Raw genomic sequence first — 23896 nt, forward strand, 5'->3', positions numbered from 1 at the left:
ATAAGCATAAGATGCTGGTTTTTATTATTTGTTCTCCAGCCCGGCTGACTCTAACAATAGCCTTATGTCAGATGCGCCGGAGTGAATCGTGAATTTCCAGCAACTTAAAATTATTCGTGAGGCGGCCAGGCGGGATTACAACCTGACCGAGGTCGCTAACATGCTTTACACCTCTCAGTCGGGTGTCAGCCGACATATCCGCGAGCTTGAGGAGGAGTTAGGCATTGAGATTTTTATCCGTCGCGGCAAGCGCCTGCTGGGCATGACGGAGCCAGGCAAGGCATTGCTGACCATCGCTGAGCGCATTCTCAACGAGGCCAGCAACGTTCGTCGGCTGGCAGATCTCTTTACCAACGACGCTTCAGGTGTGCTGACAATCGCCACCACCCATACGCAGGCGCGCTACAGTCTTCCGACCGTTATCAAAGCATTTCGTGAGATCTTCCCGGACGTACGTCTGGAACTGATCCAGGGCACGCCGCAGGAAATCGAAGTGCTGCTGCATAACGGTGGGGCAGATATTGGTATCGCCAGTGAACGGCTGAGCAACGACCCGCTGCTGGTGGCGTTCCCGTGGTTCCGCTGGCATCACAGCCTGCTGTTACCCGCCGATCACCCCCTAAATCAGGTTTCGCCGTTGACGCTGGAAGAGATCGTCAAATGGCCGCTGATTACCTACCGGCAGGGCATTACCGGACGCTCGCGCATTGATGAAGCGTTCAAGCGTAAAGGGCTCACACCGGACGTGGTGCTGAGCGCACAGGATTCCGACGTGATCAAAACCTACGTCGAGTTAGGGCTGGGGATTGGCCTGGTGGCCGAGCAGTCTGGCGGAGAATATGAAGCCGGAAATCTGGTGCGCCTGGATACGCGTCATCTTTTCGACGCGAATACCGTCTGGCTGGGGCTAAAGCGCGGGCAGCTTCAGCGCAACTACGTGTGGCGATTTATCGAGCTGTGCAATGCAGGGCTGTCCGTGGATGAGATCAAACGCCAGGTGATGGAGCCGGAAGAGGTGGCGATTGATTATCAGATTTAGTCGTTAATCATTAGGCCGGGTAAGGCGCAGTCGCCACCCGGCAAATTTACCGAACCTACAAAAGCAAAAAGCCTGCTTTAAAAGCAGGCTTTTCAAATTTGGCTCCTCTGACTGGACTCGAACCAGTGACATACGGATTAACAGTCCGCCGTTCTACCGACTGAACTACAGAGGAATCGTGTGAACGAGGCGCATATTATCGACCTGCGTGCGCCTTGTCAAAGGGGAAAACACCGTTTTTGTTCGTTTGCCGAGAATTTCAGCAAACCGATGATTTAATAGCAAATTTGCTTTCAAATTGCACAGCAAATCGCGCCGCCCGCAGACAGGCGGCGCGCAGGATCAGAACAGAACGGAGTAGTTCAGACCAAACGTACGTCCACGGCCTTTATAAGTATAAAGACCCGGTGCACCGTAGGTTGGACTATACAGCCCCGGTGCGCGCTGGCCCCAGGCGGTGGTGTAGTCTTTGTCCAGCAGGTTCTCCACGCTGAAGCTGACTTTGCCCACCGGCAGGGCGTAGCTACCCAGGAAATCAACGGTGTTATAGCCATCAATCTTCTTACCGTCGGCGTCAGACACGTCGAAGGTTTGTGTGCTCTGCACGCGCAGGGCCCAGTCGCCCGGCGCCCAGTTCACCCATGCGCTGGCTTTCGACGGGCTGGCGCTGTCGACCGTCAGCTTCTGCCATTTCCCGTTTTCACGCGTTTCGGACTTGATGGCGTTAAAGTTCGCCCCGGTGCTCCAGTCGCTGTCGGTGAAGAAATAATCCACCTGGCCTTCAATCCCGTAGATACGACGTTTGTCGTCTACCAGGTTGATGGTCATGTCGCTCTTGTTGATGGTGATGGTTTTATCCGAGAGCGAGTAGTAGGCCGCCACCTGGGTACGCAGGTTATCGCCGGTGAAGCGCCAGCCCAGCTCGTAAGCATTGACCTTAATACCGTCCAGCGTTGAGTCGTTCACGTTCACGCTGTTTTGCAGGCGATAGTGACCATCGACCAGCTGATAGGTGCCGGAGCCGTAGTACTTCGCCAGGTCCGGAATTTCGAAGCCCTGGGAGAAGTTAAACCACAGCTGTTGCTGTTCGGTCAGACGTCCAAGGATCCCGGCGTTAAACAGGAAGTTGTTGTAGTCGGTTTTCCCGCCCGGCACCGCGTCAGCGGAGGTGGCTTTGCCCGTGGCGATTGCCTGCTGCTGGGCGTAACCGACAAAATCGTCCACCTTGTTTTCGGTGTACTGGTAGCGCACGCCGCCGCTCAGGGTGATAGCGTCAATGTCATAGCTGGCTTGCAGGAACGGCGCGAGGTTGGTAATGCTGTATCCCGGGTAACGGCCCACGTTGTAGGCGTTGTCCAGCTCCATGCCGCCGCTCGCCGCCGCTTTGCTTAAGTCGAAGAACTGCTGGTTGGCGTCGAACGTTTCGTGATCGGCATCCACACCCCAGGTGAGGGTCAGGTCGTCCATCGGCTTGCTGTTCAGCGTCAGCTTGCCACCGTAAAAATCGGTTTTCTGCTGGGACGCGCCAATGCTGGTCACCGCGCCTTTGCTCAGCGTCGGGAACGGGTAGTAGGTCAGGCTCTCATCACGGTAGTAAATCTGCGCAACCAGATCCTGCCCCCAGAAGTCGGTGTTCGAGTACTGCAGGTTGATCAGGTGACGCTCTGTGCCCGGGATACGGTCAGAGTCCAGGTTGTCTTTGTTATAGGCTTTGGCATCGCCCGTGACCGCAGCGAAATTATCTCCGAGGAACAGGCCGTGCTTGCCGTCGGATTCGCTCTTGTAGTACTGGGTGGTTAACTGGAGCTGCTGATGATCGTCGATGTTGATGGTGCCCGTTCCCATCACGTCGATACGGTCGGAATACTGCAAGCCGGTCTGGGTGTTATCGATAATCACCTCGTCGCCGTTGCCGTCATACCAGCCGCCGTAGCGCTGATAGGAGACCGACAGACGTCCAGAGGCGTTGTCGTTGCCGCCGCTTACGGCTGCTGAGACGTTCTCATCATGGTCGTTATGGCTGTTAAATCCGCTTTTTGCCCCGGTCTGGAACTCCACTTCGGTCTCCGGCTGGCCTTTTTTGGTGACGATGTTCACCAGCCCGCCGGTACTGCCGCCGCCGTACAGCGAGGTGGCGCCGGAAATGACCTCGATACGGTCAATGTTGAACGGATCGATAGAGTCGAGCTGGCGGCTGTCGCTGCGAGACGAGTTCAGACGTACGCCGTCCACCATCACCATCATGGAGCGACCGCGCAGGTTCATGCCGTAGTTGGTGCGTCCCTGGCTGCTGACGTCCATGCCGGGGATCAGCTGGGCCAGCACCTCTTTAATCTCTTTCCCGCCCTGAACCTGCTGCTCAATTTCCGCCCGCTCTATAACCCAGGTGGTTTGCGCCATCTCTGCCACGCTGCGATGTGCCCGGCTGGCAGAGACCACAATATCTTCTTCCTTTTGTTCTTCCGCCCACGCAGAGGTAGAAAGCATGGCAAGTAAGCACGGATTTAAAACCCAAAGATGAGAACGTTTCATTGTTATGTTGATCCTGAATGTGTGTGTCAGTACTCGGTGGTCTTCATTAATGATTTAAAAACCTGGCTGCTCTCCGGGCTGGTGGTGCTCCGCCAGTGGATCACGCCGGGGGTGGTTGCCAGTTCAAACGGCTCGTCATCGTGAGCGCGATTCAGAATTCGCGCCGCGCGCCAGGCCATCAGGCTGAGCTGGGGTTCGGCAATACCGAGACGGTGCATCCCGGCATTGACGGCAAACAGGCGGTTGCTCTGCGGGCCGTCCCATTCAAGGGTAAAATCGTTGTTGATGCAGAAGGCTTCATCCTCATCCAGACGCAGTCGGGAAGAGAGCGGAGCGAGGAAAGCAGGCTGCACGGCGCGGTAGCCGGTGGCGAAAATCACCACGTCGCTTTCCAGCTGTTCGCGACCGCCGTCCAGGTGATGCTGGATGCTCAGGCGCTGCCCGTTCTCCTGGCGCGTCAGCGCCGTCACCGAGCGGGACGGCATCAGGTGCGCCCAGGGTTTTTCCCGCAGCACTTCGAAGCGGTGATACATAGCACGATAGATGGCCAGCAGCGACTCCGTGGTGATCCCGTCGGAGGTCATCTTCTGCTCCTGCAACATCTGGCGACGGGCGTCGTCACCGAGGGTGGAGAAGCTGTCCACATACTCCGGCGTGAAATACTCGTTAGCAAACGCGGCTTCATCCAGCGCGTTGTAGTTGTTGCGACGCGAGATCCAGTTGAGGCTCAGCGGCTGGCCCCATTCCCCACGGAAGATATTCAGAAACAGATCCGCACCGCTCTGGCCGCCGCCGACGACGGTGACGCGCTTGCCTGCTAAATCCGGCGTGCGCAGCATCATTTCGCTGGCATGGAAGCAGGTGTCGTCCTGCGCGGTGACGCAGTCTGGCAGATTGATCTGCTTCCCAATCCCCACGCAGACGTGGCGCGCCAGGAAGCGATCCCGCTGGGTCACGACCTCAAACAGACCGTTTTGCTCATCAAAGCTGACCTGCTGCACCTGCTGGCTGAAGGCCAGATTAGTCAGGTTATCCGCCGCCCAGCACAAGTAGTCGGCAAACTCCTCGCGCGAGACAGTGCGCTGCTCGGTAGTGAGGAAACGGTAGAACTTTTTGCGCTGTACCAGGTAGTTCAGGAAGCTGTGGCGGTTGGTTGGCTCCACGGCGCTGACCAGATCCTTCAGGAAGCTGGTCTGCATGTGGCAGTCCGGTACCATCATTCCCGGGTGCCAGGAGAAGTGCGGTTTGCGTTCAAGAAACAGCGAGCTAAAACCGTCCAGCCCCTCTGCCAGCGCGGCAATACTGAGGTTGAACGGACCGATACCAATGCCGATGAAATCATAGGTTTTCATTGCGCTGACTCCTGGGAGACCAGAAAAAGAGGGTTATCAAGATCGCAGACGTAGTTCGGCAGCATGCGGTTGCCGCCATCGTGTTCAGAGAAGGTCAGTTTGACCGGGTTGAGGATCACGCGAATAATCTGCGGCTTAAACAGGTCGAACTTCGCGAAGCGCGCCGCAAGATCCGGATGGGCGGCCATATAGCGACGTAACACCTGCGCCAGGATCTGATAGAAGCGGGTTTCGCTCACGCCGGTTTGCAGGGTGAGACGGGAAATAAAGCGCAGCACCGTGACAAAGTTGCCGGTTTGCAGGTCGTGGATGATGTAATCCGCACTGAGCCGTGCGGTGACGGCTTTTACCTGCTCCGGCAGGCTCTGCGCCTGCGGGAAATCCTCGTCCACCAGGCGCATGTCGCCCTGGAAATCCTTCAGCAGAATGCGCTGTGGGACGTAATCTTTCATCACCAGCGTGACGTTCTGGCCGTGGGCGATGAGCGCCACCCCGTAGCGGCAGAGCAGGTGATAGAAGGGGATCACCGTCGCCTCAAACAGCTTTTCCAGCCATGCGTCAGCGGTTAACCCCGAGCGTTTGATCCATGCGTCAATCAGCGGGCGCCCGTCGTTATCGGTTTCCATCAGCGCGGCCATCAGCACCGCCTGTTCGCCATCCTGTAAATAGCAGGATGGGTTCTCGCGCCAGATCACCCCCAGCATCTCCTGATAGCGGTACGGCGCCTCAGGCAATGCGGCATAACCCGGATGCGACAGATATCCGGCTGCGGGTTCGCCAAGCACCTGCGCCCCGGAGTGAATCAGCGTGGCATCGCTGGCGAACTGCTGCTGTAGCCAGCGCGAGGCCAGCGGACCGGCGGCAATATACTTGCCCGGAATACCGCGGTAGCAGGAAGTGTTGTAGATGGTCAGCGGCAGCTTGATGTCATACGGCGCGCGACGGCTGGCGTTGGTCAGCGTGCGCAGGGACTGCTGCGCCAGATACTCATCGCCGAACTCTCCCAGCTCCACCATCTCACCGCGCGCGAGCTGTGCCAGGAAATGAATGGCAATTTTTTGCTGCCACTGCCACGGATGCAGCGGCACCGGCAGCCAGCTGTCGTCCAGATCCAGTTCCTGCCAGCGGGCGTCGAATCGGTTGCGCTCGGCATCGTCCATGGCGCTGGCGAGCAGGGTGTTGATATCGCAATCGGCGTCACTGCTCCAGACCAGACGATCGCGTTGCACGGCGACCCAGTACAGACGAAAACGCCCGCGATATTCCGGCGCGTAAAGGCGCAGGGCATCCAGCCCCCAGCCGCGGCGTCCCTTGTTAAAAATAAACTTAGGGTGACCGCGCATCAGGCACTGTAGTTCGTCCGGGTCGAGGTGGATCAGCGCATCGGCATCCAGCGTGTCACGCGCCTGCAACAGCTGCATGTCGCCCCGCAGCGTGGCGTAGAGATCTTCCATGTGCTCCGCCGTTTGCGCGTCGCTCATCTCCAGCACGGTGGCCAGTTGCAGCAGCGCGTTTTCCGCTTCGACCGCCGCGCCGCTGGCGGTGGTCAGGGTATCAGGGTCAATATGCAGCCAGCCCCAGATCCCACGCGTGGCGCTAAACTGCCAGGTCGCGTTGCCCATACTGATGCGCCAGTAGTCCGCCGAAACCGGCTCGGCGCGCAGGGTGCGTTCATATTCCAGTTCAGCGAGGATCTTCGCCACCATCTCGCGGTTCACTTTCTGCCAGAGCGCGTTCACAGTTCCACCTCATGGAAGAAGCGGTGACGCTCGCTCATGATGAGACGGGAACGTTTGTGCGGGAAGTCGAACTCTTTCACCGTGTCGAAACCGGCAGACGCCAGATGGCGGAACAGACGCTGGTTGTCGAAGCGCGGTTCCGCCACAATGCGCGCCGTACGCGGTTCATCGAGATACAGATAGTGGCTGAGGCCGCGCAGCCAGCTGCGGATATACTGCGCCCCGCGCCAGTTCTCTTCACCCACCAGCATGTGCAGTCCGCGATCATAGGGCTGCCAGCGATAGTGGCGGCCAATGCGGTCTTCCGCCGCCCAGTAAAGTTCAAAATAGCCGAACGGCTGGTCGTCAAAGCAGCCGATCACCGGGTAGCAATAGGTCGAGTCGAGCTGACGGCGCAGGTAGTTCTCCTGCTCGGCCTGCGGGCCCGCCATCTCCCAGAAGGCGTTCACGCGTGGGGTGTTCATCCAGCGGGTAAAACGCTCGCCGTCCAGCGCCACGTCCGCTACGCGGAAGCTCAGGGTGCGCTTAATCTGCGGATCGTAACGGCGATACACTTCGCCCTGCGGACGATGAGGGCGCAGCGGGAAGTACAGCTGACGGCTTTCATCAAACTGCATTCCGCCGCTCGCCTGCGGACGTTCGCCTTTCAGCCACAGCGGCAGCTGCCAGAATATTTCGCGCGCCAGATAATCCCCGTTTGCGAGGCTAAACAGCGCCTGCGCCTGAGGTTCATCCTGCCAGGCGGCCCACGGCAGGGTAATGCCGGTCAGGGCGGGGGAGGCTACAAACAGCTGGTCGAGGGCGTCCACCAGCCAGCCGTCCGGGAGCCCGGCCAGACGCGCAAGGACCGCGCTGCCGTCAAGACCCAGCGTCAGCGGCAGGTTTTGTTCCGTGGCCGTACAGCGAAAGCCGTAGCCGGAATGGACGATATTCGCGTTTGCCATCACGCCTTCTCCTTATAAAACGGGTTGCTAAAGTCGAAATAGATCACCGCCGGATCGACGATGGTGTTTTCGTTGCGATCGTGCAGGTAGCAGAAGAAGTTGCCTTTGCAGTTCCAGGTCGGGCTGTCGAGCACATAATCAAGGCAGCGGGTCTGCTTCGCCGTCGTGCGCAGTTTGGCCAGCGCGTCACGCACGCGGGGCATCAGGTTCTCTTCGCTGTCGAAGCCGGCAGCGGCGAGCGCGGCGGTGACGGCAAGGGTAGAGTTCAGCAGCAGGTAATAAGGGAAGTAGCGCAGCAGCTGGCTCTCACCGAAGCGGTTTTCCACCTCGGTTTCGCCTGCCTCTTTCAGCCACGCGTCGGCCCCTTCGGTCCAGGCGCTGCCCTGACAATCGCGGTAGATCAGCCCAACGGGGAAATCCTGCTGCATCTCAACGAGGATATTTTGCTGGTGCGCCAGCAGGACCAGACCGTAGTCCGCCTCGGCGCTGAACAGCGGAAGCAATACGCGGTCGCAGTAGGCGTCCAGCCAGCAGCGGGCGGCCTGGGCGAGCGGGAGATCCAGACGCTGGCTCAGACGGCGCACCGCCGCCGCCAGCAGGCTGTCGCCGCCGTCCGGTGCCGCCTGGGTCAGGCTCACCAGCACGTTGGTTTGGGTATCTGGCGTATCAAATAGCAGGTTCACGCGCAGGGCCATCAGGCTCTCTTCCTGAATGACGCCGCTTTCATCGCGCAGCCCGGCCCAGCCGTCTTCCTGCATCACGCGCATGGTCGGGTAGCGCGCCTGGAGCTCCTGCCAGCGTGCCGTTTTCGCCAGCCGCGCCAGGCGCATGCCGCGCTTAACTTCTTTGACCGACAGCGTGCGCACGGAGTTGGTCAGCCGCACGCTGAGGGAAAACTTAATCATGTCGCTATTGGTTTCGCTGTACAGCGAGCGGGAAGAGCTGGTAGGCAGCCACTGTGCGCCCGCCTCGCCAAGATCCCGCAGGGCGCCTTTTTCAACCAGACGCTGGCACCACGGCTGCTCCAGCAAATAGGCAGCCTGCCACGGATGCATCGGCAGCAGCCAGCGGGTGTCGGTGAAGTGGCCGAGAAGATCCGGCGCACTCTGGGCCGCGAAGCACAGCAGACGTTCACGCAGGGAGACGTTCAGACTTTCCCCGGCAATCAGTTCATGCTCAACCGCAAACCAGCGCAGCGGGAAGCGCGAGGCGAAATCCGGCAGATAGCGGCGCGCCTCGGCCTCGTTAAACGGCTCGTGCGACTTTGGGGCAGGATGAAAAGCATGGCCGACCAGCAGCGCCTGTTCCGCTTCGGCAAAGGTCAGCGGCTTATCGCGCAGGTTTGCCCAGTTGTGGCGTAAATCAATGGCCTGCCAGGTGTGCGTATGGCTCTCCAGGACGCGCTGCTTAAAGCGCGCCAGCGTATCGGCGTCCAGAGCGCCTTTTACTGTCTCTTTTTCAAGAATGAAATCAATCAGTTGATGGAATGTGACCGTGTCACCGCCGTCGCTGTCAGCCTGAATCAGCGTGGCCGGGAAACAATACTGGTGATGCTGCGTGGGGGAGAAATAGCGTACCGGAACCCGGATGGCCTGGGTTGGGGAGAGCGGGATATGTATCTGCGATAACTCATCCGCACGGGTTGCGGGAAGATAGTGCCAGTCCTTCGTTTCGCGCAGCAGCGCGTTCAAAAAACACTGGGCCGCAACATCTGTACCGGCGGAGCGGGGCAGAGCACGCATAGATGTACCTCATTCCATGACTGATAATAATTCTCGTTATGATATTCATTCTGTTTACAGCCGCAACTATTTTTGCAATATTTGTTTTCATAAACTTCATAATTTCCACACATTTATTGACATTATCTTCACAATTCTATGCGCACCTGTACTGAGAACATCACTGACAATATGGCCCCGAAGGCAAACTGGCCCCTTGCACTGGGCGCCGGTTTATTGGGTATCGGACAAAACGGTTTGCTGGTCATGCTGCCGCAGCTGGTCTCCCTGACCGGACTGTCGCTCTCCGTCTGGGCCGGGCTGCTGATGTTCGGCTCGATGCTCTTTTTACCCGCATCGCCCTGGTGGGGACGCCAGAGCGAGCGGCACGGCTGTAAGGTCGTGATGCTGGCCTCGTTAGGCGGCTATCTGGCGAGCTTCGTCGTGATGGCGCTGGTGGTCTGGGCGATGGCCAACGGCGCGCTGAATGCCCTCTGGGGAATGGCGGGCCTGGTTCTGTCGCGCATGCTGTACGGCCTGACGGTATCGGGGCTGGTGCCTGCGGCCCAGACGTGGGCCATTCAACGCGCGGGGCTGGATAAAAGAATGGCGGCGCTGGCAACGATAAGCTCTGGCCTTAGCTGCGGGCGTCTGCTGGGACCGCCTCTGGCCGCGCTGATGCTCAGCGTCAGCCCGGTCGCACCGCTCTGGCTGATGGCGCTGGCGCCGTTTATCGCGCTGCTTCTGGTGCTGCGCGAAGCCGCCGATCCCCCGCTGCCGCCGGTGGCGTACCAGTCGACGCGGTTACAGGCCTCTATGATGCCTTTCCTGCTGCTGGCGCTGCTGCTGGCGGCGTTGGTCAGCCTGATGCAGCTTGGTTTATCGCCGCATCTTCATCCGTTATTTAATGGCGATGCCGTGCAAATCAGCCATCATGTCGCCCTGCTGCTGAGCCTGGCCGCGCTTGCGACCCTGGCGGCGCAGTTTCTGGTGGTACGCCCGCAGCATTTTAGCCCGAGGGTTTTACTCTTAATTGCCGCGGTCTTGATGGTGGCGGGGCTTGGGCTGATGTGTCTCGCCAGTTTAGCCCTGTTCTACGTGGGCATTGTCATCACCTCGCTGGGTGCCGCCATGGCCACGCCGGGATACCAGCTTTTGCTCAACGATCGGCTGACGACGGGCAAAGGGGCAGGGGTGATCGCCACCAGCCATACGCTGGGGTACGGGGCCAGTGCGCTGCTGGTACCCGTGGTGACGCGCTTTTACGGTGAGCAGTTTTTGATTACTGCCGCATGGGGAATGGCGCTGCTGTTTCTCGCGGTGAGCGTGTGGGTACGATCGACCGATCGTACCCCTGCTGAACATTAGTGGAACGGATGAGAGGAGGTGCTGGCTGCGTCCTCACTTTGCCGCAGACGCTGGAGCGGATCCTGCTGGTAAAACTGGCAGAAACGCTGCCACAGCGCCGGGAAGCGTGGGGCGAAAAGCTCAGGTGCGCTAAAGAAATACTCGGACAGCACCGCGAAGCACTCGGCGGGATCGGTCGCGGCATAGGCATCAATGCTGGCCGCGCTTTCACCCACCAGGTCTATCTCATCCTGAATGTTTTCCATCGCCGCGTGCAGGTCGTGCTCCCATCCCGCGACTTCACGCAGCGGGATCAGCGGCACGCCGCTGGCGCGATCGCCGTTGCGGGTATCCAGCTTATGCGCTACTTCGTGAATGATCAGGTTGAAGCCCGAGGCATCGAACGAGTCCTGAATATCCAGCCAGTTGAGGATGATCGGCCCTTGCTGCCAGCTCTGCCCGGACTGCACCATACGCTGGTTGTGCACCAGCCCGATGTCATCCTCCCACTCATCATCGACGATAAACGGCGCCGGGTAGATCAGCACTTCATGGAAGCCATCCAGCCATTCGATACCCAGCTCCAGTACCGGTAAGCAGAAGAGCAGGGCGATGCGCGAATTTTTAAGCGGATCCAGTTCGAAGCCCTGTAGCGGCACCAGCCGTTTTTGCTGTAAAAAACGCTCGGCCAGCTGAATCAGCTTTGATTGCTCTTCAGGCAAGAGATTCGCCAGCACGGGGATCGCCAGAGCCTCATCCCAGGGCAGCGCCATATTTCGACCAGCGTCGTTCGTTTTCCAGGGCCACTTAATCATCGCTTTGCTCGTTACTCGCACGTGAACAAAATGGAAAGGTCAGGGGCTGTTAGCATGCCAACATACTCTGTTAAGCAGTATGACACTCCTCTTCGGCGGCATGCAGACTGGCAGCCTGTTTAAGAGGAATCCAGCCCGCATAAACTATCACTATGTGCCGTAAGGTTGATAGCGCTTTAGGGGTATCCCCTTCATTTTGTGAAGTATGTCGTACGCGGCTATGATAAATCTCTTCTTACCCTACCGTGCTTAAGGATCCCGTCAGTATGCCCGTCAATTTTGACCTCAACGATCTCTATGCCTTCCGCGCTTTACTGGAATACGGCAATTTCCGTCTTGCGGCGGAGTCTATCTGCCTTTCCCAGTCGGCGTTGAGTCGCAGAATTGAAAAGCTGGAGGCGGCACTGGGGACAAAACTGTTCGACAGAACCACCCGGCGCGTCACGCTGACCCTGTATGGACAGACCTTTGCCGACCGGTGCGGGCAACTGCTTGTCGACGTGGAGTCCATGCTTTCGGATATCGATAAGGCCAGCGAGGAGCGCACGGGATTAATCACCGTGGCGACAGTGCCGTCAGCCGCCTGTTACTTTATGCCGGATGTGATCCGCCGCTTTCAGTCCCGTTACCCCCGCGTGCGCATTAAACTTATCGACAGCAGCGCCGGAAATGTTATCGAGGCCGTCACCCGCGGACAGGCGGATTTTGGTATCTGCTTTGCCCGGAGTTTACAGCCCGACATCGAGTTTGTCCCGTTGGTTGAGGATGTCTACGTGGCCGCCTGCCGACGAGACAGCCCGCTTGCAAAAAGAAAAAGCCTGACGTGGCAGGCTTTTTATCAGCAGGATTATATCGGTCTGGATAAGACCTCCGGCAACCGCAATCTTCTCGACCAGCGGGTCGGACATATTCGGCCTGAGCGCCCCAGCATCTGCGAAACGCGGCACGTGACGACTATGCTCGGGATGGTTGAAGCCGGGATCGGCATTGCGGCCGTTCCCGCCATGTCAATGCCCCGCGCAGAGCATTCGCTGCTGACGTCGGTGCCTTTAACAGAGCCAGAGGTCAGGCGAACCGTGGGGTTGATTCGCCGCCGCGGGCGGATCCAGTCCTACATTGCTGCCGAACTCGAAACGCTGATCACCGAGCAGTATCGCGAGGTGCACTGACGGGCGTTAAGCCCGTTGCCGTAATGACGCTGGCCGCCTGTGGCGAGGAGAGAAAGGCCAGCAGCGCTTTTCCCTGTTCGGGATGGTCGGCCTTCTGCGTTACGGCTCCGGCGAAACGGGTAATGTACTGCATGTCGTCAGGCAACTTACCCACAAACGTCACGCCCGGGACCGGCAGAAGCTCGCTCACCTGCTGAAAGCCGAGATCGTATTTCCCTTTTGCCACTTCAGACGCCACCGGGATGCGCTCAACCCGGTGCGCTTTATTTTGGACCTGGCCGTCGATGCCCAGCTTACGGAACAACTGGCTCTCAACATACCGGCCGCTGGCGCTGTCGGAATAAGCCATGGAATGCGCCTTCAGCAGCGTTTGCCGCAGGGCGGGTACCGTACTGATATCCGGCACCGGCGCGCCCGCTTTGACGACCATCCCGACGGGCGAATCCGCCAGCTCCACGCGGGAGCCCGCCGCCGTCCTGCGATCCTGTTCCAGTTTCGCCAGCGCATCGCCCACCATAATCAACACGTCCGCTTTTTCGCCCCGGGCGAGCCGGGCCGGAATGGCCTGCGGTGTTTTGCCCATCGACGGGCCGGAGACCACAATGAGCCTGTCGCCGCTTTGCGCTTCGTACTGCGGCGCCAGCTTCTCCAGCGCCGCTTTGAAGCCGCCAGAAATCATCACCGTCACCTCCTGCGCAAGCGCGCCCGCGCTGAGGGTGGCGAAGGTCAGGGCGGCAATCACCGTTCTGAATGTAAGCATGAGGGATCACTCCTTAACGGCGGTTTGCAGGATTAACGTGCGACGACGATAGAGATAAAGCGTTGCCAGCAGGGCGCAAACGGCGGCAAAGCTCATCCAGTAGCCCGGGGAGGCTTTATCGCCGGTGTACTCAATTAAGGCGGTAGAAATCACCGGCGTGAAACCGCCAAAGACCGCCGTTGCCAGGCTATAAGCCAGCGAGAAGCCCGCCACGCGCACCTCTGCTGGCATGATCTCCGTCAGGGCCGGGATCATCGCGCCGTTATACAGGCCGTAGAGGAAAGAGAGCCACAGCAGCACGGTCAGCATCATTGAGAAACTCGGGGCTGCCGCCAGCATCGTCAGTGCCGGATAGCTGGTCGCCAGCGCCAGCAGCGTCATGGCGATCAGCACCGGTTTGCGTCCGAAGCGGTCCGACAGCGCGCCGCCAATCGGTAGCCAGATGAAGTTAGAAATGGCTACCAGCAGCGTGACCAAAAGACTGTCCGAGGCGCTGAGCATCAGGACTTTTTTACCGAAGGTCGGTGCGTAAACGGTGATCAGGTAAAACGCGGTGGTGGTCATCGCCACCATCAGCATGCCCGCGATGACTACTGGCCAGTTGGCGAGCAGCGTTGTGAAGACCTGACGCATCGCCAGATGGTGGCGACGGGCGCTGAATTCCTCGGTCTCTTCGAGCTTGCGGCGCAGGAAAAAGATGAACGGCACAATCAGACAGCCAAACAGGAACGGAATACGCCACCCCCATTCGCGAATGGCACTCTCTTCCAGCACCATATTCAGCGCAAAGCCCATCGCCGCCGCGATCATAATGGCGACCTGCTGGCTACCCGACTGCCAGCTGGTGTAGAAACCCTTGCGGCCCGGCGTGGCGATCTCCGCCAGATAAACCGAAACCCCGCCCAGCTCGGCGCCTGCCGAAAAGCCCTGCAACAGGCGGCCGGTCAGCACCAGCAGCGGCGCCCACAGGCCAATGCTCTGATAAGAAGGGATCAGCACAATCAGAAAGGTTCCGGCGGCCATAATCGACAGGGTGACGATCAGCCCTTTACGGCGACCCACTTTATCAATGTAAGCCCCCAGCACAATGGCCCCGATCGGACGCATCAGAAAGCCCGCGCCAAAGACGGCGAAGGTCATCATCAGCGACGCAAATTCACTGCTTGCCGGGAAGAACATGTGGGCGATGTAGGTGGCATAAAAGCCGAACAGAAAGAAGTCGAATTGCTCAAGAAAGTTGCCCGACGTGACGCGGAAAATCGCGCCCGCTTTCGAACGAACCGTTGCAGGTGAGGTTGAGGAAACCATAATTATCTCCAGTTTTATAGTGACGTTATGCTCGTCTGTTTCTGAAAACTGGATCAGGAAGTGGAAATTGATAAGCGCAAATCGCGCATGGACTGATGCGTGTGGTGCATTAATGACAAAGCGTTGACCAGTATTTACATATTCAACAATAACTTAACATTTCATTAATCTGTTATTTACCACATTTCGCTAAGTTGCTGATATATCAGTTTTGTGACACCGCGCAGGTGAGAAGCCAGGCGGGGCCTGGCTTGGGATTATCAGCGCAGCGCGTTCGCAATCGCGCTAAACATCAGCGACGCTTCCAGCGGCTGGGCGCTGAATGACGGCTCTGCCTGCGGCCAGGTGGACCACTGGACGATAACCAGATTTTCTTTCTGATTAACCACGATCATCTGACCAAAAATACCCAGCGCCCACAGGGAATCCTTCAGCGAATTTTCGACTTTCGGCTCCACGTTTGTGGCGGTGGCCGGCACTTCGTTGTTCCACCACTGGTAGCCGTACAAGCCTTTCGGATGCGCGGCGGACACCGATCCTTTGGCCTGTGTCCAGGCTGAGGACTGCTTCACCCAGCCCTCGGGGAGGATCTGCTTTCCGTCCGGCAATGTACCGTTATGCAGGATAAACTCCCCGAAACGCCCCCAGTCTTCCAGCGTGGCGTTAAATCCATGCGCACCCACGTCGTGCTGGCCTTTGCTGTAGGCATGCCACACGCCGTCGCTCGCCATGCCGTACGGCTGCCAGATGCTTTTCTCCAGATACGCCGCGAGCGTCATGCCGGTGGCGCGCTCAAGCACATCGCCTAACAGCCAGGCGCCACCCGAGGAATAGGACCAGTTTTCACCCGCCGGGTGTTCACGGTGTAATCCTTTCACCAGGGTGCGCACGCAGTCGTAGGTGCCCGGTTTCGCTTCGCATTCGGTAAGCCGGGCGAAGTCTGACTGCGGGTTAGTGTAATCTTCGTTCCACGCCACGCCCGAGGTGTGGGTGATGAGCTGTTTTAGCGTTACGCCCTCCCAGGCGGTGCCTTTTAAATCCGGTTCGTACTGGGTGATGAGGTCGTCCAGTGAGTGGATTTTACCCTCTTTTATCGCAACGCCCACCAGCGCGGAAACCACCGATTTGCCCACGGAACGCGACGTCCAGAGCGTTGAGTTGGTATTGCCTTCTCCCAGGTATTTATAGGCCACTTTGCCATTTTTCAGCACCAGCATGCCGCTGACGTTCTGGCGTTTCAGGTAATCCTGAAGATTGTAAATCTTACCCTTCACCTGATAGCGGGCATCGGTGAGCGGTTTTTCTGCGGGCAGCAGCGGCGTTGCGTTGCCGTGGCGGAACACATCGCCCGCGTAGTTGCGGTAGTCATTGCGAAAGCCCACCACGCGATCGGCCTGGCTCCAGGTGAGCATGGTATGTGCGTCCGGGAGTCTGGCATCGAAAGGCGCCGGACAGGTCGTGAGGTCGGTACCGTTGCAGGCCGCCATGACGGAGGGCGAGAGCAGGCTGCTGACAACCAGCGCCGCGAGCAGTGTGCGGTTTGTTTTGATTTTCATATTTATCTCGTTTGGCTCAGGAAGGACTTCAGTTTAAGAACCTGCGGCCTATAATAAAAAACGCGTTATGGGGGAAAATCCCCCGGAAAAATCGCGTGGAGAATGACGTGGCATCACTGATCTATTCCTTTGCCCAACTTGAGGCGTTCACCGCCGTCGCTGAGCACGGCAGCCTGATGAAGGCGGCCAGTAAACTCGGCAAAGATCGTACAACCCTGCGGGATCTGATCGATTTTCTTGAGGATGGGCTGGGCTACGCTCTGTTCCTGCGGGAGGGGCGCAGCCTGCGCCTGACGCCGGAGGGGGAGCAGCTTCAGCGGCAGGCGCACCTGCTGATGCGGCAGGTCAAAGCATTTGAGGCGTTTGCCCGATCGGTGCCGGACAGCGCCACGCAGGACATTGCACTCGTTTACGATCCGTTCACCCCCAGAGCTTTTTTACAGGCGCTGATTGCCACACTGGCGGCGAAAAAGATCCGCCTGAGCCTGACCAGCGCATCGCGCGATGAGGCGGAAGCCATGCTGGCGAACGGTCAGGCCGATCTGGGGATCTGCCAGGCGCGCAACCGCAGCGTGGGCAATGAGATGGAGTGGCGGGCGCTGGGGGCGATCGAAATGGATTTTTACGCCGCAACGACGCTTTTTGCGGAGGTTGCGTCGCCGGTGTCGCTGCTCGATCTCTCTCTGGTTCCGCAGGTGATTATGCATGCCGCGTCAGACGAGCCGGTTGCCCGTCGCCTGCAAATTTCAGGGCACACGCTTTTCACTAACGAACTGGAGATGCTGCGCGGCCTGCTGGAGAAAGGGTGCGGCTGGGGATTTTTGCCGACGCATCTTCAGGCGGCGCGATGGCAAAACGTAAAAAGGCTGCACACCGAAGTGGGCAGCCAGGGGATCGGTCAAACGATGGTGACGATCTGGAAACCGGGCAGCGACAAGCGCCGGTTAATTAATGAAACGCTGTCGCTGCTGCCATCATTGTGGAAAGACTCAGCGCTGTGAACAGCCTTTGCACTGCTTGTTCTGGATCTGCTGGAAGAAGTCGTTGCCTTTGTCATCCACCAGGATAAACGCCGGGAAGTTCTCCACTTCAATTTTCCAGATCGCTTCCATTCCCAGTTCCGGATACGCCACGCACTCCAGACTCTTGATGCTGTTTTGCGCCAGCACCGCCGCCGGGCCGCCAATGCTGCCGAGGTAGAAGCCGCCGTGCTTATGGCAGGCGTCCGTCACCTGCTGGCTGCGGTTACCTTTCGCCAGCATGATCATGCTCGCACCGTGGGATTGCAATAAGTCCACGTAGGAGTCCATACGCCCGGCTGTGGTTGGACCTAAGGAGCCAGACGCGTAGCCTTCCGGCGTTTTGGCCGGGCCTGCATAGTAAATCGGGTGATCTTTGACGTACTGCGGCAGGGCTTCGCCGTTATCGAGCAGCTCTTTCAGCTTCGCATGGGCGATGTCGCGCGCCACAATAATGGTGCCATTCAGCGACAGGCGGGTGGAGACCGGGTGCGAGGAGAGCTGCGCCAGAATATCGGGCATCGGCTTGTTCAGATCAATGCTTACCACGTCGCCTTCTCCCTGCTGGCGCAGGGATTCAGGAATATACTGGCCCGGATTGTGCTCCAGCTTCTCAATCCAGATCCCCTCGCGGTTAATCTTCGCCTTGATGTTGCGGTCGGCGGAGCACGAAACACCCATGCCGATCGGGCAGGAGGCACCGTGGCGCGGCAGACGGATCACGCGAATATCGTGGGCGAAGTATTTCCCGCCAAACTGCGCGCCAAGGCCGAGGTTTTGCGCTTCCTGAAGCAGTTCCTGCTCGAGCTGGACGTCGCGGAACGCCTGGCCGTGCGCGTTGCCTTCGGTTGGCAGGCTATCGTAGTAGCGCGCAGAGGCGAGCTTGACGGTTTTCAGCGTGGCTTCCGCTGAGGTGCCGCCGATAACGAAGGCGATATGGTAAGGCGGGCAGGCCGCGGTGCCGAGGGTCCGCATCTTCTCAACCAGATAATTTTTCAGCTTCGCCGGGGTGATCAGCGCTTTGGTTTCCTGATACAGATAAGTTTTGTTGGCGGAACCGCCGCCTTTCGCCATGCAGAGGAATTTGTACTCGTCACCATCCACGCTGTAGAGGTCGATCTGCGCGGGCAGGTTGGTGCCAGTATTCACCTCTTTATACATATCCAGCGCCGCATTCTGCGAGTAGCGCAGGTTGTCTTCAATATAGGTGTTATACACGCCCTGGCTCAGCGCGGCTTCGTCACCGCCGCCGGTCCAGACGCGCTGGCCTTTCTTACCCATAATGATTGCCGTGCCGGTATCCTGACAGGTGGGCAGCACGCCTTTCGCCGCAATCTCGGAGTTGCGCAGGAATTGCAGGGCGACGTACTTATCGTTCTCGCTGGCTTCCGGGTCGCTCAGAATAGCCGCAACCTGCTTCTGGTGAGAGGTGCGCAGCATAAACGCCGCGTCGTGGAAGGCCTGCTGGGCCAGCAGGGTCAACGCCTCTGGCTCGACTTTCAGCACTTCCTGACCGTCGAACTCGGCAACGGAAACGTGCTCTTTGGTCAGCAGATAATATTCGGTGTCGTCATGCGCGAGTGGGAAGGGGTTCTGGTAGATAAAGGGTTTGTTTGACATAGCTTGCTCCACAAAAATTTAACCGCCGGAGGAAATGTCCGGCGGTCAGAAATCAGAACATCATGGACATCCACGGGTAACCAATCAGCAGCAGAGCTGCCAGGAAGATGGCGCCGAAGATAGTGCCGAGGCGCCAGTAGTCTTTGGTTGGCAGGTAGCCGCTACCGTAGTAAATCGGGCTTGGGCCAGTACCGTACGGGGTAATGATCCCCATCACGCCCAGCGAGGTCACCATCAGCAGGACGAACACTTCCATATTCATGCCCGGAATGGTGGAGGCGATGGTCAGCATCGCAGGCAGCAGCGCCGTGGTGTGCGCGGTGGTGCTGGCGAACAGGTAGTGCAGCAGGTAGAACGCCAGCAGCAGGACGATGGTGGCGACACCCGGCGAGATACCGCTCATTAGCAGGCCGCCTTCTTTACCCAGCCAGCTGATAAAGCCGGTGGAGGAGAGACCATCCGCCAGTGCCACCAGGGTGGCGAACCAGACGAAGGTATTCCACGCGGCTTTGTTGCCGGTGATGTCGTTCCACTCCAGCACGCCGGTCCACAGCATCAGGCCAACGATCAGCAGGGCAGCCATGGCCGGTTCAATCCACGCCGCGGCGAAGATCCACATCAGAAGCGCGCAGCACACGAACACCAGCAGCAGGATCTCATTGCGCGACAGTTTGCCCAGTTTTTCCAGTTCGCGGGTCGCCCACAGTGGTACTTCATTGTTTACCTTCACTTCTGGCGGGTAGAACCAGTAGGCCAGCAGCGGCATGGTCAGGATCAGCAGGATACCCAGCGGCAGGAAGGCGAGGAACCAGGTCCCCCAGGAGATATCAATTCCAACGGTGCTTTTCACCAGCGCCAGTGCCAGCAGGTTAGGTGCCAGAGCGGAAAGGAACATCGAGCTGGTGATACAAGCCGCGGTGATTGCCACCCACATCAGATAGGAACCGATTTTGCGCGCGCTTGGGTCGTTGGGTTTTGAACCGTACAACGGCGGCAGGTTAGCGATAATCGGGTAGATGGTCCCACCGCTGCGCGCGGTATTGGACGGGGTGAACGGGGCCAGCAGCAGGTCCGCAAACGTAATGGCGTAACCGAGCGTCAGGCTGCGACGGCCCAGGTACTTCACCAGAATCAGCGCCAGGCGGCGGCCGAAGCGGGTTTTGTCGTAGCCTGCGGCAAACATAAAGGCACCGAAGATCAGCCACACGGTGGAGTTACCAAACCCGCTCACCGCCCATTTAAAGGAGGCGCCCGCCAGCTTGAATTTCGGGTCAGCCAGCTGTTCGGGGCTAAAGAGCACCCACTGGCTGCACAGCGCAATCGCCACCACGCCGGTGAGGCCGATTACGGCGCCCGGCAGAGGTTCGAAAATCAACCCGACGATGACGCCAACAAAGATGGCGAAGTAGTGCCACGCATAAGGCGGCAGACCTTCCGGAACGGGGACAAACAACAGCAGGACGGCGACAATGACGGGCAGGGCCATCATCAGCAGGCGTTTTGCTGTTCCATTTGATGCCAGATTCGCCGCAGGAGGCGTTACAGCAGTTTTTGTTTTCATAGTTTCACGTCTTAAGTTGTCAAAAATTCGTCGTACAGCGAAAACACAAATTCGATTGCTTTATTCGTTTTGCTTTTTTTAGTTATTTAAGGTGCGTTTTTGTGTTTTCAGTAATAGCGATTTAACGCATTTTTGTTTGCGCTAAATAAAAAATGATGATGTTTTTATATTGCGCCTTTGGATGCCATTACTATTGATCGCGATCAAAAAAACAGAATTGAGGACGTAATTTTATACTTTTTATAATAACCACTCTGAGTAGTGTGGTTATTCGCTATTTTTAAGCATTTTATTTATCAATTTTATAACATTATTAGTTTGGACTGTATTTTACGTTATGATTTTAAAGGGGTTTTGGTGTGTATGGTGTATTGGCCTTACCAATGTTGATTTAACTTTTTTTAAATTAATGTGAACGTATAAAACATTCGCGCTAACACCAATGTGTTATTAATGTTATCGCAGGGATTAAATAGTTTATTAACTAACGTAATGACTTTAGAAACTAAAAAAAGCTTTATATTAATGTTATGACATCGGCAAAAACACGAAATAAAAAATCCATACCGATAACGAATTCTTAATTTTTAAAGTTTGGAGTTTCAATTATGAGCACTAACGAACGTATTTTAAGCCCCTTCACATTACCGAATGGTACTGAACTGAAAAACCGTTTGTTAATGGCCCCGATGACAACCTGTACGGGGTATTACGATGGCACCGTGACCAGCGAGCTGGTGGAGTACTACCGTGCCCGCGCTGGCAGCATCGGCACCATTATCGTTGAATGCTGTTTTGTTGACGATCTCGGCCTTGCGTTCCCGGGCGCAATTGGTATTGATAACGACGAAAAAATCGCCGGACTGGCAAAAATCGCTGACGCCATTAAGTCCAAAGGTTCCAAAGCCCTTCTGCAAATTTACCACGGCGGCCGTATGGTCGACCCAAAACTGATCGGCGGCCGCACGCCGGTTGGCCCAAGCGCGGTTGCCGCGCCGCGTGACGGTGCCGCGACGCCGGTTGCTCTGACTTCAGAAGAAGTGGAAGGCATGATCGGCAAGTTCGGCGAAGCCGTACGCCGCGCAATTCAGGCCGGCTTCGATGGCGTCGAAATCCACGGGGCGAATACCTATCTGATCCAGCAGTTCTACTCCCCGAACTCTAATCAGCGCGACGACGAGTGGGGTGGAAGCCGCGATAACCGCGCGAAATTCCCGCTGGCGGTGCTGGACATTACCCACAAGATGGTGCGCCAGTATGCGGACGACGCGTTCATCGTTGGCTACCGTTTCTCACCGGAAGAGCTGGAAGTCCCCGGCATTCGCTTCGAAGACACCCTGTATCTGCTGGAAAAACTGGCCGCTCGTGGGGTGGATTATCTGCACTTCTCCCTTGGCGCCGCCCTGCGTCCTTCTATCGTCGATACTCAGGACCCGACGCCACTTATCGAAAAATACTGCGCCATGCGCTCTGACACGCTGGCGCAGGTACCGGTGATGGGCGTTGGCGGCGTGGTGAATGCCACGGATGTGAATGAAGCGCTGGATCACGGTTACGACCTGATAGCCGTTGGCCGCGCCACCATCGCCTATCCAGACTGGACCGATCGCATCGCGGCGGGCGAAAGCCTGGAGCTGTTTATGGACAGTACCCGACGCGAAGAACTGAGCATCCCGGAACCGCTGTGGCGCTTCTCGCTGGTGGAAGCGATGATCCGCGACATGAGCATGGGCGAATCTAAATTCAAACCGGGCACCTTTATTGAAAAAGTGCAGGACGATGCTAACGAACTGGTGATTAACGTCAGCCTCGAAACCGACCGCATCGCCGATATCGAACTGGCCTCCGGCCCGAGTGAAGACGTCGAGTTTGTCACCAGCTTCGAAGAGATCCGTACCCGTATTCTGGATGCCAATACCCCGCACGTGGATGCTATCACCGGCGCAACCAGCCAGAGCGAGGCGGTGAAAAAAGCGGTCTCGAAGGCGATGCTGAAATCCAGCAAAGCGCTGGCGGCAGAAGAGGGCGCTGACCCGAATGAGACTAAAAGCGTGGACGTGGTGGTGGTCGGCAGCGGCGGTGCCGGTCTGGCGGCGGCGATTCAGGCGCACGACGAAGGCGCGAGCGTGCTGATCGTTGAGAAAATGCCGACTATTGGCGGGAACACCATTAAAGCCTCTGCCGGGATGAACGCGGCTGAGACCCGCTTCCAGCGCGTGAAGGGCATTCAGGACAGCAAAGAGCTGTTCTACCAGGAAAGCCTGAAAGGCGGTGGCAATAAGAACAACCCTGAACTGCTGCGTCGCTTTGTCGAGAACGCGCCGCAGGCCATCGAATGGCTGGCAACGCGCGGCATTATGCTGAACGACATCACCACCACCGGCGGGATGAGCATCGACCGTACGCACCGTCCGAAAGACGGTTCCGCGGTGGGCGGATATCTGATTAGCGGCCTGGTGCGCAATGTCAACAAACGCAACATCGAGGTGATGCTGGATACCTCCGTGAGCGACATCATCTTCGAAAACGGCGAAGTGACCGGCGTGCGTCTGACCACCGAAGAGAACGAAACCCTCACCGTGGCAACCAAAAGCGTAATTGTCGCGACGGGCGGCTTCAGCGCCAACAGCCAGATGGTGGTGAAATACCGTCCGGACCTGGAAGGGTTCGTGACGACTAACCACAAAGGCGCAACCGGCGGCGGTATCGCGCTGCTGGAGCGTATTGGCGCAGGCACCGTCGATATGGGCGAAATCCAGATCCACCCAACCGTTGAGCAGAAAACGTCGTACCTGATTTCCGAATCCATCCGCGGCGGCGGGGCGATTCTGGTAAACCAGCAGGGCAACCGCTTCTATAACGAAATGTCGACCCGCGACAAAGTTTCGGCGCAAATCATCGCGCTGCCGGAGAAATACGCTTACATCGTCTTTGACGAGCATGTTCGCGCCAAAAACAAAGCCGCGGATGAGTACATCGCGAAAGGGTTTGTCACCAGCGCCAGCTCGCCAAAAGCCCTGGCGGAAGCGCTGGGGATGGATCACCACCAGTTCCTGGCAACGCTGGAACGCTACAACGGCTTTGTGGAAAAACAGCATGACGATGATTTTGGCCGCACCACCGCGCTGCGTGCGCCTATCAACGAAGGGCCGTTCTATGCCATTCAGATTGCGCCGGGCGTGCACCACACCATGGGCGGTGTGACCATCAATACAGAAACCTGCGTGCTGGACAGTAACCACAACGTATTGCCGGGAGCCTTTGCTGCGGGTGAGGTTGTCGGGGGTATCCACGGCGGTAACCGCATCGGTGGTAATGCGGTGGCAGATATCATTATTTTTGGTACGCTTGCCGGACATCAGGCGGCTATGCGTTCGAAAACACGGTAAGGCTCCTGTTTCCCCGGCGGCGCGG

Annotated in this window: 16 protein-coding genes and 1 tRNA gene; 5 read left to right on the forward strand and 12 right to left on the reverse strand. The window is 57.9% G+C overall.

Features of this window, described 5'->3' with window-relative positions; genetic code table 11:
• The first annotated feature begins 88 nt into the window (after positions 1 to 88).
• The gene (gene cbl / locus SK51_RS12580) at positions 89 to 1039 is read left to right on the forward strand and encodes an HTH-type transcriptional regulator Cbl (RefSeq protein ID WP_003859532.1); all 951 of its coding nucleotides are present in this window, start codon (positions 89 to 91) and stop codon (positions 1037 to 1039) included.
• A 99-nt stretch (positions 1040 to 1138) separates the two neighbouring features.
• Here cbl and SK51_RS12585 read toward each other — a convergent pair.
• From SK51_RS12585 to SK51_RS12610, 6 genes are all read right to left on the reverse strand, one after another.
• A tRNA-Asn gene (locus tag SK51_RS12585) sits at positions 1139 to 1214 on the reverse strand.
• Positions 1215 to 1381: 167 nt separating this feature from the next.
• Positions 1382 to 3571, reverse strand: a complete 2190-nt coding sequence (locus SK51_RS12590) for a TonB-dependent siderophore receptor (RefSeq protein ID WP_048206739.1) — start codon at positions 3569 to 3571, stop codon at positions 1382 to 1384.
• A 26-nt stretch (positions 3572 to 3597) separates the two neighbouring features.
• Entirely contained in the window at positions 3598 to 4923 is a 1326-nt protein-coding gene (locus tag SK51_RS12595) for a lysine N(6)-hydroxylase/L-ornithine N(5)-oxygenase family protein (protein ID WP_023306541.1), read from the reverse strand.
• Positions 4920 to 6662, reverse strand: coding sequence for an IucA/IucC family protein (iucC, locus tag SK51_RS12600; RefSeq protein WP_023306540.1), 1743 nt, complete (start codon positions 6660 to 6662; stop codon positions 4920 to 4922). The genes SK51_RS12595 and iucC overlap by 4 nt, the downstream gene beginning before the upstream one ends.
• On the reverse strand, positions 6659 to 7606 hold the full coding sequence (locus SK51_RS12605; protein WP_023306539.1) for a GNAT family N-acetyltransferase: 948 nt from the start codon (positions 7604 to 7606) through the stop codon (positions 6659 to 6661). Before SK51_RS12605 ends, iucC begins: the two co-directional genes overlap by 4 nt.
• Positions 7606 to 9348 carry an IucA/IucC family protein gene (locus SK51_RS12610; RefSeq protein ID WP_023306538.1) on the reverse strand — a complete coding sequence of 581 codons (1743 nt, stop codon included), beginning with the start codon at positions 9346 to 9348 and terminating at the stop codon, positions 7606 to 7608. The genes SK51_RS12605 and SK51_RS12610 overlap by 1 nt, the downstream gene beginning before the upstream one ends.
• Before the next feature lie 138 nt (positions 9349 to 9486).
• Here SK51_RS12610 and SK51_RS12615 point away from each other — a divergent pair, with 138 nt between their 5' ends.
• On the forward strand, positions 9487 to 10695 hold the full coding sequence (locus SK51_RS12615; RefSeq protein ID WP_023306537.1) for an MFS transporter: 1209 nt from the start codon (positions 9487 to 9489) through the stop codon (positions 10693 to 10695).
• On the opposite strand, the gene mtfA is transcribed toward SK51_RS12615, so the two are convergent.
• The gene (gene mtfA, locus SK51_RS12620) at positions 10692 to 11489 is read right to left on the reverse strand and encodes a DgsA anti-repressor MtfA (RefSeq protein WP_003859539.1); all 798 of its coding nucleotides are present in this window, start codon (positions 11487 to 11489) and stop codon (positions 10692 to 10694) included. The two genes, SK51_RS12615 and mtfA, sit on opposite strands and share 4 nt — an antisense overlap.
• A gap of 266 nt (positions 11490 to 11755) precedes the next feature.
• On the opposite strand from mtfA, the gene SK51_RS12625 reads away from it, so the two are divergent.
• Positions 11756 to 12658 carry an L-proline-binding transcription factor PsrA gene (locus SK51_RS12625; RefSeq protein ID WP_023300505.1) on the forward strand — a complete coding sequence of 301 codons (903 nt, stop codon included), beginning with the start codon at positions 11756 to 11758 and terminating at the stop codon, positions 12656 to 12658.
• Here the strand turns inward: SK51_RS12625 and SK51_RS12630 are convergent.
• From SK51_RS12630 to SK51_RS12640, 3 genes are all read right to left on the reverse strand, one after another.
• Complete coding sequence (locus SK51_RS12630; protein ID WP_023306536.1) at positions 12630 to 13418, reverse strand: substrate-binding domain-containing protein; 789 nt, start codon at positions 13416 to 13418, stop codon at positions 12630 to 12632. The two genes, SK51_RS12625 and SK51_RS12630, sit on opposite strands and share 29 nt — an antisense overlap.
• Before the next feature lie 6 nt (positions 13419 to 13424).
• Positions 13425 to 14726 (reverse strand): MFS transporter, encoded by a 1302-nt coding sequence (locus tag SK51_RS12635; protein WP_023306535.1) that lies wholly within the window; start codon positions 14724 to 14726, stop codon positions 13425 to 13427.
• 260 nt (positions 14727 to 14986) lie between these two features.
• A complete protein-coding gene (locus SK51_RS12640) occupies positions 14987 to 16282 on the reverse strand; it encodes a serine hydrolase domain-containing protein (RefSeq protein WP_032676176.1) in 1296 nt (431 codons plus the stop codon).
• Positions 16283 to 16377: 95 nt separating this feature from the next.
• On the opposite strand from SK51_RS12640, the gene SK51_RS12645 reads away from it, so the two are divergent.
• Positions 16378 to 17283, forward strand: coding sequence for a LysR family transcriptional regulator (locus SK51_RS12645; protein WP_032624005.1), 906 nt, complete (start codon positions 16378 to 16380; stop codon positions 17281 to 17283).
• On the opposite strand, the gene fumA is transcribed toward SK51_RS12645, so the two are convergent.
• Positions 17272 to 18921, reverse strand: coding sequence for a class I fumarate hydratase FumA (gene fumA, locus SK51_RS12650; protein WP_023306532.1), 1650 nt, complete (start codon positions 18919 to 18921; stop codon positions 17272 to 17274). The genes SK51_RS12645 and fumA overlap by 12 nt on opposite strands.
• 52 nt (positions 18922 to 18973) lie before the next feature.
• A complete protein-coding gene (locus SK51_RS12655) occupies positions 18974 to 20482 on the reverse strand; it encodes an anion permease (RefSeq protein ID WP_022648571.1) in 1509 nt (502 codons plus the stop codon).
• A gap of 608 nt (positions 20483 to 21090) precedes the next feature.
• Between SK51_RS12655 and SK51_RS12660 the strand changes: the two genes are divergently transcribed.
• Entirely contained in the window at positions 21091 to 23871 is a 2781-nt protein-coding gene (locus SK51_RS12660; protein ID WP_023306531.1) for a flavocytochrome c, read from the forward strand.
• Positions 23872 to 23896: the final 25 nt, after the last annotated feature.

The organism is Enterobacter sp. MGH85, from assembly GCF_001037655.1.
Classification (GTDB): Bacteria; Pseudomonadota; Gammaproteobacteria; order Enterobacterales; family Enterobacteriaceae; genus Enterobacter; species Enterobacter intestinihominis.

Coding starts and splice junctions, on each gene's coding strand:
- mtfA (WP_003859539.1), bottom strand. CDS start 11,489: ATGATTAAGTGGCCCTGGAAAACGAACGACGCTGGTCGAAATATGGCG.
- SK51_RS12625 (WP_023300505.1), top strand. CDS start 11,756: ATGCCCGTCAATTTTGACCTCAACGATCTCTATGCCTTCCGCGCTTTA.
- SK51_RS12590 (WP_048206739.1), bottom strand. CDS start 3,571: ATGAAACGTTCTCATCTTTGGGTTTTAAATCCGTGCTTACTTGCCATG.
- SK51_RS12615 (WP_023306537.1), top strand. CDS start 9,487: ATGCGCACCTGTACTGAGAACATCACTGACAATATGGCCCCGAAGGCA.
- SK51_RS12640 (WP_032676176.1), bottom strand. CDS start 16,282: ATGAAAATCAAAACAAACCGCACACTGCTCGCGGCGCTGGTTGTCAGC.
- SK51_RS12630 (WP_023306536.1), bottom strand. CDS start 13,418: ATGCTTACATTCAGAACGGTGATTGCCGCCCTGACCTTCGCCACCCTC.
- SK51_RS12660 (WP_023306531.1), top strand. CDS start 21,091: ATGAGCACTAACGAACGTATTTTAAGCCCCTTCACATTACCGAATGGT.
- SK51_RS12605 (WP_023306539.1), bottom strand. CDS start 7,606: ATGGCAAACGCGAATATCGTCCATTCCGGCTACGGCTTTCGCTGTACG.
- SK51_RS12610 (WP_023306538.1), bottom strand. CDS start 9,348: ATGCGTGCTCTGCCCCGCTCCGCCGGTACAGATGTTGCGGCCCAGTGT.
- SK51_RS12635 (WP_023306535.1), bottom strand. CDS start 14,726: ATGGTTTCCTCAACCTCACCTGCAACGGTTCGTTCGAAAGCGGGCGCG.
- SK51_RS12595 (WP_023306541.1), bottom strand. CDS start 4,923: ATGAAAACCTATGATTTCATCGGCATTGGTATCGGTCCGTTCAACCTC.
- SK51_RS12655 (WP_022648571.1), bottom strand. CDS start 20,482: ATGAAAACAAAAACTGCTGTAACGCCTCCTGCGGCGAATCTGGCATCA.
- fumA (WP_023306532.1), bottom strand. CDS start 18,921: ATGTCAAACAAACCCTTTATCTACCAGAACCCCTTCCCACTCGCGCAT.